We start from the raw sequence: 14,646 nt of genomic DNA, 5'->3' as shown, positions 1-14,646 counted from the left end.
CTGCTACATCACCAAGATCCAGGGCGATCCGTGCATCTACAGCAAGCACATGATCCTGCCCAGACAAGGCACCGACTTCGCATCGGTCGAGGCGTTTGCCGCGATCGGGATGACGGTCACCGGCATGCCCGCGCTCAACGCCATCCGGGCCGTGGTCGACGCCCCACCCGGCATCGTGACCAGCGCCGACCTGCCGCTGCGCGCGTTCGCCGGCCGCGTCACTCGCTGATATTGAGCGCATTCGAACATCTGCTGTCGCCCGGCCGGATCGGGACGATGCCGGTGCGCAACCGGCTGGTGATGTCCCCGATGGAGACGATGTACGGCACCGCCGACGGGCTGCCGTCGCAGCGCACCCGCGACTATTTTGCCGCGCGCGCGAAGGGCGGCGTCGGTTTGATCACGTTGGGCGCCACCGGAATTGACCACCGGCATCCGGAAACGCCCGGCGGTCTGCACCTGGGCACCGACGAGTCGGTCAACGCGCACCGGGCACTGGTCGAAGTGGTGCACGCAGATGGCGCGAAGATTCAGCCTCAGCTCGTGCACGCGGGGCCCGACGGCCTCGGACCCGAGATGCACGGGATGACATCGCTTGGCCCGTCGGTCATTCCGTCGTATCTGACCGGCCGGCCGTCCGCGGAGATCACCCGCGAGCAGATCACCGCGGTGCTCGACCTGTTCAGGGCGGCCGCGCGGCGCGCGGCGGAAGCCGGCTACGACGGCATCGAATTGCACGCCGCGCACGGCTACATGATGCTCGGCTCCTTCCTTGCGCCACAACGCAACCGACGCACCGACGACTACCGCGGCGATTCCGTCGAGGGCCGCCTGCAGATGGTGTTGCAGACCCTCGCCGCGATCCGGTCGGAAATCGGCGACGAATTCCCGATCACGTTGCGGATCTCCGGTTATGAGCGAGTGGCCGGCGGGCGGCCGATATACGACACCGCACAAGTGGCGCCGACCCTGGTGGCCGCGGGCGTCGATGCGTTCCACGTCAGCGGCGGTGTGATCGACCGGCTGGTCACCCAGATGGTCAACGGCGCCGACGACGGCGACGCGGTCAACGTCGGTGCGGCGGCGGCCGTCCGCGAGGTTGTCGACGTGCCGGTGATCGCCGTCGGCCGCATTCACGACCCCGACCGCGCCGAGCAGATATTGGCCGACGGCCGCGCCGACTTCATCGCGATGGGCCGGCCGCTGCTGGCCGATCCCGAGCTGCCGAACAAGCTGCGCAGCGGCGACGAGCGGCGCATTCGCAGGTGCATCTCGTGCGAAAACTGCATCGACGCAATGCAGCAGCGGTTCTCGGTCGACTGCGCGGTAAACCCCCGCGCCGGCAGGGAACGCGAACTTGCGGTGCATCCGGCGCCCCGCCCCAAGGAGGTGGTGATCATCGGCGGTGGACCGGCCGGCATGGAGGCCGCCCGGGTCGCGGCCGAGCGCGGGCACCGGGTCAGCCTCTTCGAGCGCAACGGCCAGCTCGGCGGCGCGCTGCTGTGGGCGTCTATCCTGCATCCAGAGAACGAGCCGTTTTTGCACTACCTGCGCAACGAAATCGCCCGCAGCACAACGCAAGTCCACCTGCGGCACACCGCGAGCGCCGACGACGTGGCTCGGCGCGAACCCGATGCGGTCGTGGTGGCCACCGGCGGACGGGTCGTGGTCCCCGACATCGCGGGCGCCGAACTGCCGCATGTGCACACCGGCCCGGCGTTGCGTGCGCTGCTGGCCGGTCACGCCGAGCCGGGCCAGCACGCATGGCAGCGGTTCGGGGCCCGGCTGCTGTCCGGCCCCGGGCAGCGGCTGGTCCGGCCCGGCACCGTGCGCGCGGCCAGCCGGGCCTGGATGCCGCTGGGCCGACGCGTCGCCATCGTCGGCGGTGACCTCGTCGCGCTGGAGCTGGCCGAGTTCCTGGCCAACCGCGGCCGCGTCGTTTCCGTGCTGGAACGGGGTCCCACCATCGCGCCGGAGCTCGGCGACAAGCGCAAAACCGAGCACATGGACCGCCTGGACCGGCTCGGCGTCACCGTGCATGTCAGGGCGACGGTGGCCGAGATCACCCGACGAGGCCTGGTCTTTCGGCCCCACGGCGGCCCGGCGCGCGAACTCTGCGCGGACAACGTCGTGCTCGCGGGATCGCTGCAACCGGACACGTCGTTGCACGACGCGCTCCTCGCTGCGCTGCCCGACGCGCGGATACACGCCGCGGGCGACTGCACCGGTCTCGGTCTGATCCGCAAGGCCACCGAGGACGGCGCCCGGGCCGCCTGCGCTATTTAGGCGTCACCGCCGGGCCAGCTAGCAGCACCGCGCGCCCGGATTGGCGTCGGCGGCGTCGTGCCGCAACCGCCAGTACTCCCGCTCGGTCAGTATCGGTTCGTCGGGATGCACACCGCGACGATGCTCGACGTAACGCCGATAGTGGTTGTCGCCCATCAAGCTTGCGCAGTACCACCTTATGTGGTCTGCGATTCGGCTTGCGGTCTGGCTCGCGAAGCGGGCAGCGCCTCCCATTGCTTTTGCACCTCCCGTTCTGCGGCCGTTGGGATGAGTCCCGATGGTGCGAACAGCCGCGACGGCACCGGCTCGTCCTCGGTCAGCGGACTGCCGCGACCGCGGATCACCCTGACAGCCATGATCAATCCGGTCGCGAACACGATCACGACGAGCAAAGCGAACACAATCGACAGCGTGCCCTGGATGAAGGTGTTGCGGATGACGGCGGATATCTGATCCGGGTTCTTCGCCGAACCGAACGTCGTCTTCCCCGCAGCCTGGGCCATCTGGTACTGATGGTGCTGCGCCCAGTAACCCACCTTCGGGTCGCCGGAGAAGATCTTCTGCCACGACGCGGTCAAGGTCACCGTCAGGTCCCACAGCAGCGGAAGTGCCGGTATCCAAGCCCATTTCAGCAAGCCCTTCTTGAGCACGATGACGGTGACGACTGTCAGCCCGATCGCGGCGAGCAGCTGGTTGGCGATGCCGAACAACGGGAACAGCGTGTTGATGCCACCGAGCGGGTCGGTGACGCCCATCAGCAGCACGCTGCCCCACGCCGCGACGACGATGACGCTGCACACCCACGCGCCCACGCGCCAACTCGGGTCGCGCAGTTTGCGCAGCGGGCCGCCGAGGTTGCCCAGCCCGTCCGACAGCATGAACCGCGCGACCCGGGTGCCGGCGTCGACCGTGGTGAGGATGAACACCGCCTCGAACACGATCGCGAAGTGATACCAGAACGGCCGCAGCCTGCTGCCACCGAAGAAGTCGAGCACCTCGGACATGCCGATCGCCAGAGTCGGCGCACCGCCGGTACGTGAGATGATGGTCTTCTCGCCGATGTCGCGTGCCGCCTGATCGATCTGCGCGGCGGTGACGGGTGTGCCGGTAAGCCCAAGCCCGTTGACATACTGCGCGGCCGACGCCGCGGTACCGCCGGTCTGGGCGGCCGGCGCGTTGATCGCAAAATACAAGTGCTGGTTGAGGATCGCGGCGGTGGTCAGGGCCATGATCCCGACGAAGGATTCGGTCAGCATCCCGCCGTAGCCGATCAGCCGCATCTGGCCTTGCTTCTCGAGCAGCTTGGGCGTCGTGCCCGACGCGATCAGCGAGTGAAAGCCCGACAGCGCGCCGCAGGCAATCGTGATGAACAGGAACGGGAACAGTGAACCGGCGAACACCGGGCCGGTGCCGCTGATCGCGAAGTGCGACACCGCCGGCGCCTGAACGAGCGGGCGGGCAAGCAGAATGCCGAGCGCGAGCAGCGCGATCGTGCCGACCTTCATGAACGTCGACAGGTAGTCGCGAGGAGCGAGCAGCAACCACACGGGCAAGACCGATGCGGCAAATCCGTAGATGATGAGACACCAGGTCAGCGTGACCGGCGACAGGCCGAACCAGCTTGCCCCCCAAGCCGTGTCGGCTACCCATTTTCCGAGGGCGATCGCAATCAGGAGCAGCACCACACCGATCAGCGTCACCTCGGACACCCGCCCGGGACGCATGAATCGCAGGTACACGCCCATGAAGATCGCGATCGGAATCGTCATCGCGATCGCGAACACGCCCCACGGGCTTTGCGCCAGCGCCTGAACGACGACCAACGCCAAAACGGCAAGCAGAATGATCATGATGACGAACACCGCGACGATCGCGGCGGCGCCGCCGACCGCGCCGATCTCGTCGCGCACCATCTGGCCCAGCGACCGGCCGCGGCGTCGGGTGGAGATCCACAACACCAGGTAGTCCTGGACGCAGCCGGCGAAGACCCCGCCGATGATGATCCAGATCGCGCCCGGCAGATACCCCATCTGCATGGCCAGCACGGGACCGACCAGTGGCCCGGCGCCGGCAATGGCCGCGAAGTGGTGTCCGAACAGCACTCGCCGGTCGGTCGGCATGTAGTCGGTGTTGTTTTGGAAGACCTCGGCCGGCGTGGCTTCGTCGTCACGCGGACGCACGATCTTCAGCTCAATGAGCCTGGCATAGAAGCGGTATGCGATCACGTAGGTGCAGATGGCCGCGATCACGAACCAGACCGCGTTGACGGTCTCGCCGCGCATGAACGCGATGACCGCCCACGCGATGGCCCCGAGCACCGCGATGATTCCGAAGATGACTTTGTGCCGTGTCTTGATCGGCGAACGGTCGATGATCGCGACCGGCGGTAAGTCCTTCTCCGTCTTGACGTAGGTGATGTCGCCCACGCGTTCTTCGATGTGATCCGACGGTGCGGCGGTGGGAGTTGCCATGCCGTGATCCTCCCACTCGTTCGCGTCCCGGGGATAGCAAAACGGCGCGGTTTTCTGGCGGCCTGTTCTATTGCCGCACAAAAAGCTCACGCACGGTGTCGATGGTGTCGGCCTCCTCGGGACGCTTGTCGTCGCGGTACCGCAGCACCCGGGCAAACCTCAGCGCCATGCCGCCCGGATATCGCGATGAGCCCTGCACGCCGTCGAACGCGATCTCGACCACCTGTTCGGGGCGTAGCCGGACGACATACCCGTCGGTCGGTCCGTCGGCGAGCTCGGTGAAACGTGTCGTTTGCCAGTCGAGCATCGCGTCGGTCATGCCCTTGAATGTCTTGCCGAGCATCACGTAACCGCCGGTGGCCGGGTCCCGCGCACCGAGATGGATGTTGGAGAGCTTGCCGGTGCGGCGGCCCGAACCCCACTCGACGGCGAGCACCACCAGATCAAGGGTGTGCACGGGTTTGACCTTCAGCCAGCCCGCGCCGCGTCGGCCGGCTTCGTACGGCGCGGTGAGCGATTTGGCCATCACCCCTTCGTGGCCCGCGGCCAGTGTCTTGTCCAGGAACGCCTGCGCCGCTTCGGCGTCTTGGGTGATCAGCCGGTCGACGCGATGCCGGGCGGGCACGACGGCGTCCAGCGCCGCCACCCGCTCGGAGGTCGGCGCGTCCAGCAGGTCGTCACCGTCGATGTGCAGCACGTCGAAGAAGAACGCCGACAACGGCTGTGCCGCACGGGCGGCCGCGACATCGACTCGGCTGCCGAACCGCGATGCCGTGACCTGGAATCGGTGGGGCCTGCCGTCGGGGCGCAGGGCGATCGCCTCGCCGTCGGCGATCAGGGACGAGACCGGCAGCGCCCGCGTCGCCTCTACCACCTCGGGCAGCCTGGCGGTGACGTCGTCGAGGCTGCGCGTGTACAGCGAGACCTGGTCGCCGTCGCGGTGGATCTGCACTCTGGCCCCGTCCAGCTTGGCCTCCAATACCGCTGTGCCACCAAGGCGTTCGAGCGCATCGCCGATGCTGGTGGCGGTCTGCGCCAGCATCGGCCCCACCGGGCGGCCGACGTGCAGCGTGAACCGGTCGAGCGCATCCGGTCCGGCGGTGAGTGCGGCCGCGGCCACCTTCGGCAGGTCGCCGCCGAGCATCGCGGCACGGCGGACCGCGGCCGCCGGGATGTTTGCGGCCTTCGCGACCGCGTCGGCCATCACGCCGGCCAGCGCACCCTGGCGCAGCTCGCCGCTGAGCAGCCGGCGCAGGAAGGTCTGCTCTTGCTCGGTCGCGGCGGCGAACAGAGCGGCGACCAGTTCGGCGCGCCGTCGCTGTGATCCGTGGCCCGACACGGCGCCGATCTCGGACAAGGTCGCATCGACCGAAAGCACGGTCAGCACCGGCTCGGGTCCCGCCTGCGGAATGCTGCGCAGCGCCGCCCAGCCGACGCCGATCTGGCGTTGCGGCAGCTCACCGGACAACCACGAGACGATGATCGCGACCTGGCTCGGGCCGCCTTCGGCGCCGGCGGCCAGCAGGTCGGCGATGCGCGCGATCTTGGCCAGCCGCGACGACGCGGCGCCGACATCCGCAGACGCCGCGGCGACATCGATGAGCTGCACCTCCTCAGCGTGCCATCAACGTCCGACAGCACCCAGACCGACGTTTTGCGGAAAACGTGCGAGAAGGGCGCTGCAAAACGTCGGTTTGGGCGTCAAGTCGCCCACCCGGCGACGGCCTAGGCGACCTCGAATGACACCCGGTGAAAACCGGTGGCGCCGTCGGGCATCACCGGCGCCTGGTCCGGGGTCTGCACCGCTCCGGTGTTGTCGGTCGCGCGCACGGTGATCGTGTGCGAGCCCGGTGTCGCATTCCACCGGTAACTCCACAGCCGCCAGGTGTCGTTGGAATAGTTGGCGCCGAGATCGGCTGGGCGCCAGTCGCCCTCGTCGATGCGCACCTCCACGGCACGCACACCGCGGTTCTGCGCCCACGCGACGCCGCCGAACGTTGCCGGGCCGGCCCGCACCCGCTGGTCGTTGCGTGGCACGTCGATGCGTGACTCGGTCTTGATCGGCCCCCGCGCCGACCAGCCCAGCCGTGTCCAGTACGCCTGCGCGCGGTCGAAGCGGGTCAACTCCAGGTCGACGACCCACTTCGTCGCCGAAACGTAGCCGTACAGGCCGGGAACCACGAGCCTGGCCGGATACCCGTGCTGCTCGGGCAGCGGCCGACCGTTCATCGTGACCGCCAACAGCGCGTCGCGCCCGTCGGTCAACGCTTCCAGCGGCGTCCCGGCCGTGAAACCGTCGACCGACGTGGACAGCACCATGTCCGCGTCGCGGTGAATACCGGCGCGTTGCAGGAGGTCTCGGACCCGGTATCCGGTCCACGTCGCGTTGGAGATCAACTCGCCGCCGACCGGGTTGGACACGCAGGTCAGCGTGACCACCTTCGCCACGACCGGCAGGCCGGCCAGATCGTCGAAGCGATAGCTGATCTCCCTGTCCACCATGCCGTGGATCTTCAGCCGCCAATCCGATCGGCTGAGCTGCGGGACCAGCAGCGCGGTGTCGATTCGGTAGAAGTCGGCATTGCTTGTGATGAAGCTCGGCAGCGCGACATCTCTCGGCTGCACGTCGGGCGGCACCGGTGCAGCGGCGACGTCCACGCGCGGAACGGCGAAGGCGTTGCGGTCGCCGGCCACCGAGTGCAGTCGCCTCGACAATAGGCCCCCGCCCACTGCGGCGATGACCCCGAGCGCCAGCAGCCCAAGCGCTGCAAGCGATTTCCGGCGACCCACATCGACGGCTTCGGCATCGACCACCTCGTCCGATCGGCGCCGCACCAGCAGCAACCGCAACACGGCCACGCCGCAACACATTCCGACCAGGGTCGGTATCACATCGGTTAGCGTCGCGCCGGGCCGGGACAGAACCGCCGCGCAGCCGATCAGGCCCGCGATCACCACGGTGGCGCTGGCGACCGGCGCGCGCCGGGTCTCGAACACCGCCGTGATCGCCGCGATCGCGGCGATCACCACCAACACGCTCAGCGAAAGAAACGGCTTGTCGGCGGTACCGAAGGTCCGGATCGCCCACTCCTTGAGCGCGCCCGGCGTGCGGTCGATGATTGCCGACCCCACCGCATTGCGGACGTCGGCCGCCGGACCGAACGGCGCGGCCACCAGTTCCGCGACGCCAAGAGCCAATGCGGCCGCGGCAATGCCGACGAACATCCGCATCCCGCGCGCGGATTCAGGCATGACGCCAACCTACCGCCGGTACGGTGCGGTGATGGCCACCGTCGCGGATCACGTCATCAATGCGTTACAGGTCAGCGGAGTGCGTAGGGTCTACGGACTACCTGGTGATTCGCTGAACGGATTCACCGATGCGATTCGCCGTGCCGATCGAATGTCGTGGGAGCACGTGCGCCACGAGGAAGCCGCCGCGTTCGCCGCCGCCGCCGACGCGGCGCTGACCGGCCGGCTGGCGGTGTGCGCGGGCAGCTGCGGCCCGGGCAACCTGCACCTGATCAACGGGTTGTTCGACGCGCAGCGCAGCCGGGTGCCGGTGCTGGCCGTCGCGGCGCACATCCCGCGCGCCGAGATCGGGTCCGACTACTTTCAGGAGACCCATCCGCAGGAGCTTTTTCGCGAGTGCAGCGTCTACCGCGAACTCGTCAGCACGCCGGAAATGGCGCCGCGCATCTTCGCGATGGCTATGCGGGCGGCGGTCGAGGACAGCGGCGTCGCGGTGGTCGTCGTGCCCGGGGAGATCTTCTTGGCGCGTGCCGACGACGGGTGGGATGGGCGCCCGATCGTGGCGGCCCGCTCGATCGTGCGGCCCGACGACGAGTCGCTGCGGCGGGCCGCCGCGATCCTCAACGGCGGCAACCGTGTCACGATCCTCGGCGGCGCCGGTGTGGCGGGGGCCCACGACGCGCTGATCCGCCTGGCGGGCACGCTGAATGCGCCGATCGTGCACGCGCTGCGCGGCAAGGAGTACATCGAATACGACAACCCGTACGACGTCGGCATGACCGGGCTGCTCGGCTTCGCTTCCGGCTACAAGGCCATCAAAGAGGCCGACGTGCTGTTGATGCTCGGCACCGACTTCCCTTATCCGCAGTTCTATCCCGACGCGGCGCAGATCATCCAGGTCGACATCCGCGGCCGCCACCTCGGCCGCCGCGCGCCCGTCGACCTCGGCCTTGTCGGCACCGTCGCCGATACCGTCGCGGCGTTGCAGCCGTTGCTGGAACAGAAACGCGACCGCGAGCACCTGGACCGGTCGCTGCGGCACTACCGGCGCGCCCGCAAGACGTTGGACTCGCTGGCGGTCAACGACCACAACCGCACCCCGATCCGCCCGGAATACGTTGCCGGACTGGTGAATCGACTTGCTGCCGACGACGCCGTGTTCACCTGCGATGTCGGCTCGCCGGTAGTGTGGGCGGCGCGCTACCTGCGGATGAACGGCCGCCGCAGGCTCATCGGGTCGTTCAACCACGGGACGATGGCCAATGCGCTGCCGCACGCGATCGGCGCGCAGACCGCCTACCCCCGGCGTCAGGTAGTTGCCCTGGCCGGCGACGGCGGCCTGACGATGCTCTTCGGCGAGCTCGTCACGCTGCTGCAGAACAGCCTGCCGGTGAAGGTGGTGGTGTTCAACAACTCGTCGCTGCAGTTCGTCGAGCTGGAGATGAAGGCAGCGGGCATCGTGAACTTCGGCACCGACCTGCACAACCCGGACTTCGCCGCCGTCGCCGCGTCGATGGGCATGCTCGGTCGCCGGGTCGAGCGCCCGGCCGATCTCGAGCAGGCACTCGCCGACGCGTTCGCCCACGACGGGCCCGCGGTCGTGGACGTCATCACCGCGCGCCAGGAGCTTTCCATCCCGCCGGCCATCACCGTCGAGCAGGCGAAGGGCTTTTCGCTGTACGCGATCCGCACCATTCTGGCCGGCCGCGCCGACGAACTGCTCGACCTGGTCACCGCCAACGTGGCCAGGCGCATCCTCGACTGACGCTATCCGGCGCTATGCCGACGATCACGCCGGCCGGGGCACCGCGGCCGAGCTGGACTGACCGATCCAGCCGGGTACGGCGCGCTTGGCCTGCGCCTGACCGTCGATCGACAATGACCGCTCGCGCAGCGCCTCCATCCACGAGGTGTCACCACGCCAGATCCCGATGAGGGTGCGCAGGCTGGTGGAAACCGTTGCGGCGACGTCGAATCCGGGATCGAAGTCGCACACCTCGGCCTGGCCCTCGGCCACCATCAGCCACCAAGACGACGCCTTCGGCGCGACTTCCGACAGCCGGAAGGCCACCACCGTACGGGTACGCGGCCACTTGTCGATCGGCACCGTGCGGCGGATATCCCACATCAACAGGTGCGGATCGAGGTCCTGGTCGCCGAGCTCACCGATCCAGCGCACCCCCCACGCACCGAGCGCATCCACCACGTCGGCCAGCTCCTTGCCGCTCGGTGTGAGCGTGTAGCAGGTGCGGCCGTCGTCCTCGGAGCGCTCCACCACGCCCGCGCGGGTGAGGGTTTGGAGCCGCTTGGACAGCAGCGCGGGTGACATCTTCGGCACGCCGCGGCGAAGCTCATTGAAACGCGTGCTGCCGAGCAGCAATTCGCGCACCACGAGCATCGTCCAGCGCTCGTCGAGCAACTCCATCGCCTTGGCCACCGGACAGAACTGACCGTATCCAGACATCGGCAGAACCTCCGCCCCATGACAGTACAGATGTTGAACCGGGCCTGGTACAGATTTGGCACTGGATGACCCTGATGGCCGAGCGGACGATGGCTCCAGAGCAAAACCATCGATGAGGAGACCACCATGACTGCGCCGAGCCCGACCACCGCTGACCATGAGCTCGCCGCCAAACACCGGGCGATGTGGGCAACCGGCGACTACGCGAAGCTCGCGGCCGATCTGGTGGCCCCGCTGGGCCCGGTGCTGGTGCAGGCCGGCGCCGTCGGGCCCGGCGACCGCGTGCTCGATGTGGCGGCCGGTACCGGCAACGCGTCGATCCCGGCGGCGCAGGCCGGAGCAAACGTCGTCGCCAGCGATCTCACGCCGGAGTTGTTGCAACGCGGCCAGGCCATCGCCGCCGAAAAGGGTGTCGAGCTCCAGTGGCGCGAGGCGAATGCCGAGGCGTTGCCGTTCGCCGACGACGAGTTCGACGCGGTGCTGTCATGTATCGGCGTGATGTTCGCCCCGCATCACCAGCGTGCCGCCGACGAGCTGGTCCGGGTATGCCGGCCCGGCGGGACGATCGCGGTTCTCAGCTGGACGCCTGAGGGCTTCATCGGCCGGCTGTTCGCGACGATGAAGCCGTATGTGGCCGCACCGCCCCCGGGCGCGCAGCCGCCGCCGCTGTGGGGCAGCGAGCAGCACGTCCGAGAACTGTTCGGGCAGCGCGTATCCGACCTCACCGCGCAGCGCCGCACGCTGACCGTGGACATCTTTTCCAGCGGCGAGCAATGGCGGGACTACTTCAAGTCCTACTACGGCCCGACCATCGCGGCGTACCGCAACATCGCGGCCGATCCCGATCGGGTGGCCGAGCTGGACCGCGAGCTTGCCGACCTCGCCGGCGGCCACCTCGACGGCTCCCGGATGGAGTGGGAGTACCTGCTGGTCACCGCCCGAAGGCGCTAGCCGGACTTGGTGAGCCGGGACAGTTCCTCGCCCCACACCGACTGAGATCCGGCATCACCGATGCGGTAGATCACGACTATCGACGAAATCCCAACGGCGAGCGCCACGATCGCCACCAAAACGTTGGCGGCCGCCCGCCGGGTGTCTGATCGGTGTTCGAGGACCTGCAGCACCGCGAATGCGATCGCGACGACAAGCAGCGCGACCGAGAAGTAGATCATCCACTCGGCGCGCTGTGCGTGCGTTTGCAAGATCGCACTGTGCTCCTTGCGGAGGTCGTAAAGCCACTCGCCGGCGTCCACGGTCACCGGGGTGAGTGCCATGATGCCGACGGCCAGCACCAGCACCAGCCAGACCAGGCGCCGGCGCGCCGCGGGCCACAGGCCGCACAGGATTTCCAGTAGCGCGGTCAGCGGCACCAGAACCACCATGAAATGCACGAGCAGAACGTGGGCCGGCATGCCGGAGATCGATGTCAAAGCTGCTCCCTAAGGCTCGGACTGTCGGTCACGATAGTCCATGAAGCTGGTGAACACCGGGACTACCGGGCGGTCGACATACCATCACCGGGTGACCGACACGTTGAGCGACGACGACGTCGCATCGCTGCGGACCTGGGTCAGCGAGCGCGGCATCGGTACCGACATCACCGACGTCGAGCCGCTGACCGGTGGGACTCAGAACATCGTGGCGCGGCTGCGCCTCGATGGGCGCCCGCTGGTGCTGCGCCGCCCGCCCGCGCATCCCCGGCCGACGAGCAACGACACCATGCTTCGCGAAATCGCGGTGCTGCGCACGCTGGCCGGCACCGACGTGCCGCACCCCGAATTCGTCGCCGGCTGTGCGGATCTCGACGTGCTGGGCGTGGTGTTCTATCTGATGGCCTACGTCGACGGTTTCAATCCCGGCACCGAGGTGGCCGACGCGTATACCCGCGACGCGGCCATGCGGCATCAGGTCGGCCTGGCGTACGCCGCCAGCCTGGCGCGACTGGGCAACGTCGCGTGGCAGGGCAGCCCGCTGGCGGCGATCAAGCGTCCGGGTTCCTTCCTCGCACGACAGGTTCCGCAGTTCCGGCGACTGCTCGAGAGTTATCGACACGACCGGTATTCGCCCGACTCGTTGCCGTCGGTGACCGAGCTGGCCGACTGGCTGGAAGCCAACCGGCCGCCCGACGCCGAGCCCGGCATCATGCACGGCGACGCGCACTTGAACAACGTGTTGTTGCGGCGCGAGACGCCGGAGATGGCGGCATTCATCGACTGGGAGATGTGCACGGTCGGCGATCCGCTGCTGGACCTCGGCTGGATGCTGATTTGTTGGCCACTGGACCCGAATCCCATTGGTGCCGGTGCGGCGTTGGCGGCCCTCGGCGGCCTGGCCGGTCGGCGCGAGCTGCTCGACGCGTATTTTGCCGCCGGCGGACGGCAGACCTCGCGGCTGGATTGGTACGTCGCGATGGCGTGTTTCAAGCTCGGCATCGTCATCGAGGGCACCTGGTCGCGCTACCTGGCCGGCCAGGCCCCCCGGGAGGCCGGTGAGCTGCTGCACGCGTCGGCGACCAATCTGATCGAGCTCGGCAGTCGGGTCGCCAAGGGCGACAACCCATTCGCCTGACCGTTATTTCCTCCACGCCAGCGCGTCGACCGGGTCCGGCGCGCCGTCGCGATCCTTTACCACGCGGTAGGCGAGGAATCCGATCACCAGCGTGAGCACGACGAAGATCACCGCAAAGTACTGCAGGAACCAGGATTTGCCGTCGGGGTCGTAGACCTCCCGCCGCGGCCACGCGATGTTGACGCACAGCAGCGCACCCATCACGACCGCCGTCAGGTTGACCGGGAGGCCCCACTTGCCCAGGTTCAGGATCGGTGCCCCGTAGCTGAGACTGGTGCCGCGCAGCCGGTGTAGCAGCGCGGGCACGGTCACCATCAGGTACGCCATGTAGACGATGACCACCGACACGCTGGTGATCGCGGCGAAGACGCCGGCTTGGCCGAGGTTCACCAGCAGCACCAGAATCGCCAGCGCACTCACCGTCGCGCCGGTGCCGAGCGGGGTTCCGGTGCGCTTGTTGACCTTCGCAAGGAATGACCCGAACGGCAGCCGGTTGTCCCGCGCCATCGAGAACATCACCCGCGACGCCGAGGCCTGGATCGCCAGCGTGGCCGAGAAGATCGCGACCGCGACGATGATCAGCAGGGTCTTGCCCAACCATGTGTCCAGCTGACTGGTCAGCACCCAGGCGATGCCCTCGGTTGACAGCAATGGGTCGTCGAGCGACGGCGCGGCCAGCAGCGCCGCGAGGATCATCAGCCCGCCGCCGACGAACGACACCAGCAGGGCGTTGATGATCGCCTTCGGTGCGGTCGTGCGTGGATCCTTGGTTTCTTCGGAAAGCTCTGCGGCACTGTCGAATCCGTACATCACATAGGCGGCCATCAGCATCGAGGCCAGGAATGCCGGCAGGTACCCCAGGCCGGAGCCGTGCCCGCCGGTGTGGAGCACCGCGGCCGGGCCGCGTTCGGCCTTGATGAACATCGCGACGACGATCAAGACCACGCCGACGATCTCCAGCGTCACGCCGGTCACCGTGATCTTGCCCATGAACGCGACGCCGGCGCCGCTGATGACGGTGCACAACACGATCGTGATCGAGCCGAGAATGATGCCGTTGGTCGCGCCGCTCACCGAGGTCAGCGAGGGATCGTCGCCCACCAGCTGGAAGCCGCTCCAGATCGACGGCAGCACGCTCTGCATTGCGATCGCCAGCGCGGAGACGCTGACGATGTAACCAATCAGCATGAACCAGCCGGCGAACCACCCCACGGCGTTGCCCGCCAGCCGCCGCGACCACTGGTAAATCGCGCCGGCCACCGGAAACTTGCCGGACAGCTCGGCGAACACCAGGCACACGCAGAACTGGCAGACGAACACGATCGGCCAGGTGAAGAGAAACGCCGGGCCGCCCAACCCGAAGCCGAGCGCGAATAGCGCGAACACCGTGGTCAGGATCGACACGAACGAGAATCCGGACGCGAAAGCGGCGTACGCGCCGATGCCGCGATGCAGTTCCTGGGCGTATCCGAGCTCGGCGAGCCCGTCGGCGTCCTCCTGCGACGAGATCGCCGAGTCGACGGTAGCGGTCATGGACACTCCTAGCGCGCAATAACTGTCGTACGACAGAAATTAGCCACGGTTTTTGTTGCCGACGTTTCCTGC

At 68.0% G+C, this 14,646-nt stretch carries 11 protein-coding genes and 1 pseudogene; 5 read left to right on the top strand and 7 right to left on the bottom strand.

Translation table 11 applies throughout. The features are described 5' to 3' along the window. Together VE759_RS06820 and VE759_RS06815 are read left to right on the top strand one after the other, a co-directional pair. Window positions 1-229 (top strand): annotated as a pseudogene (locus VE759_RS06820) (dihydrodipicolinate reductase); the annotation flags it as partial. 2 nt (window positions 230-231) lie between these two features. Then, on the top strand, window positions 232-2,286 hold the full coding sequence (locus tag VE759_RS06815; protein WP_324929489.1) for an FAD-dependent oxidoreductase: 2,055 nt from the start codon (window positions 232-234) through the stop codon (window positions 2,284-2,286). Between the two features lie 18 nt (window positions 2,287-2,304). On the opposite strand, the gene VE759_RS06810 is transcribed toward VE759_RS06815, so the two are convergent. The 4 genes from VE759_RS06810 to VE759_RS06795 all read right to left on the bottom strand — a co-directional run bounded on the left by VE759_RS06810 (window position 2,305) and on the right by VE759_RS06795 (window position 8,009). Further along, window positions 2,305-2,520, bottom strand: coding sequence for a YbdD/YjiX family protein (locus VE759_RS06810; protein WP_324929487.1), 216 nt, complete (start codon window positions 2,518-2,520; stop codon window positions 2,305-2,307). Beyond that, window positions 2,463-4,757: a carbon starvation CstA family protein gene (locus VE759_RS06805; protein WP_324929486.1), complete on the bottom strand. Its 2,295-nt coding sequence runs from the start codon at window positions 4,755-4,757 to the stop codon at window positions 2,463-2,465. The genes VE759_RS06810 and VE759_RS06805 overlap by 58 nt, the downstream gene beginning before the upstream one ends. A 67-nt stretch (window positions 4,758-4,824) precedes the next feature. Then, the gene (locus VE759_RS06800) at window positions 4,825-6,366 is read right to left on the bottom strand and encodes an ATP-dependent DNA ligase (RefSeq protein WP_324929484.1); all 1,542 of its coding nucleotides are present in this window, start codon (window positions 6,364-6,366) and stop codon (window positions 4,825-4,827) included. 116 nt (window positions 6,367-6,482) lie between these two features. After that, entirely contained in the window at window positions 6,483-8,009 is a 1,527-nt protein-coding gene (locus VE759_RS06795) for a molybdopterin-dependent oxidoreductase (protein WP_324929482.1), read from the bottom strand. A 31-nt stretch (window positions 8,010-8,040) separates the two neighbouring features. Here VE759_RS06795 and poxB point away from each other — a divergent pair, with 31 nt between their 5' ends. Next, a complete protein-coding gene (gene poxB, locus VE759_RS06790) occupies window positions 8,041-9,774 on the top strand; it encodes a ubiquinone-dependent pyruvate dehydrogenase (protein ID WP_324929494.1) in 1,734 nt (577 codons plus the stop codon). Between the two features lie 24 nt (window positions 9,775-9,798). Here the strand turns inward: poxB and VE759_RS06785 are convergent, their stop codons facing one another. Further along, entirely contained in the window at window positions 9,799-10,473 is a 675-nt protein-coding gene (locus tag VE759_RS06785; protein WP_324929480.1) for a helix-turn-helix domain-containing protein, read from the bottom strand. 126 nt (window positions 10,474-10,599) lie between these two features. Here VE759_RS06785 and VE759_RS06780 point away from each other — a divergent pair, with 126 nt between their 5' ends. Beyond that, window positions 10,600-11,424: a class I SAM-dependent methyltransferase gene (locus tag VE759_RS06780; RefSeq protein ID WP_324929478.1), complete on the top strand. Its 825-nt coding sequence runs from the start codon at window positions 10,600-10,602 to the stop codon at window positions 11,422-11,424. Here the strand turns inward: VE759_RS06780 and VE759_RS06775 are convergent. Next, window positions 11,421-11,903 (bottom strand): DUF2231 domain-containing protein, encoded by a 483-nt coding sequence (locus tag VE759_RS06775; protein ID WP_324929476.1) that lies wholly within the window; start codon window positions 11,901-11,903, stop codon window positions 11,421-11,423. The genes VE759_RS06780 and VE759_RS06775 overlap by 4 nt on opposite strands. 40 nt (window positions 11,904-11,943) lie before the next feature. Here VE759_RS06775 and VE759_RS06770 point away from each other — a divergent pair, with 40 nt between their 5' ends. Beyond that, complete coding sequence (locus VE759_RS06770; protein ID WP_414687847.1) at window positions 11,944-13,041, top strand: phosphotransferase family protein; 1,098 nt, start codon at window positions 11,944-11,946, stop codon at window positions 13,039-13,041. Between the two features lie 3 nt (window positions 13,042-13,044). Here VE759_RS06770 and VE759_RS06765 read toward each other — a convergent pair whose 3' ends face one another. Continuing rightward, window positions 13,045-14,574 (bottom strand): amino acid permease, encoded by a 1,530-nt coding sequence (locus tag VE759_RS06765; protein ID WP_324929472.1) that lies wholly within the window; start codon window positions 14,572-14,574, stop codon window positions 13,045-13,047. Window positions 14,575-14,646 lie beyond the last annotated feature (72 nt).

The sequence above is a fragment of the Mycobacterium sp. genome (genome assembly GCF_035640695.1).
In the GTDB taxonomy this organism is placed as follows: Bacteria; Actinomycetota; Actinomycetes; order Mycobacteriales; family Mycobacteriaceae; genus Mycobacterium.
This window is presented reverse-complemented; position numbering and strand designations above follow the sequence as displayed.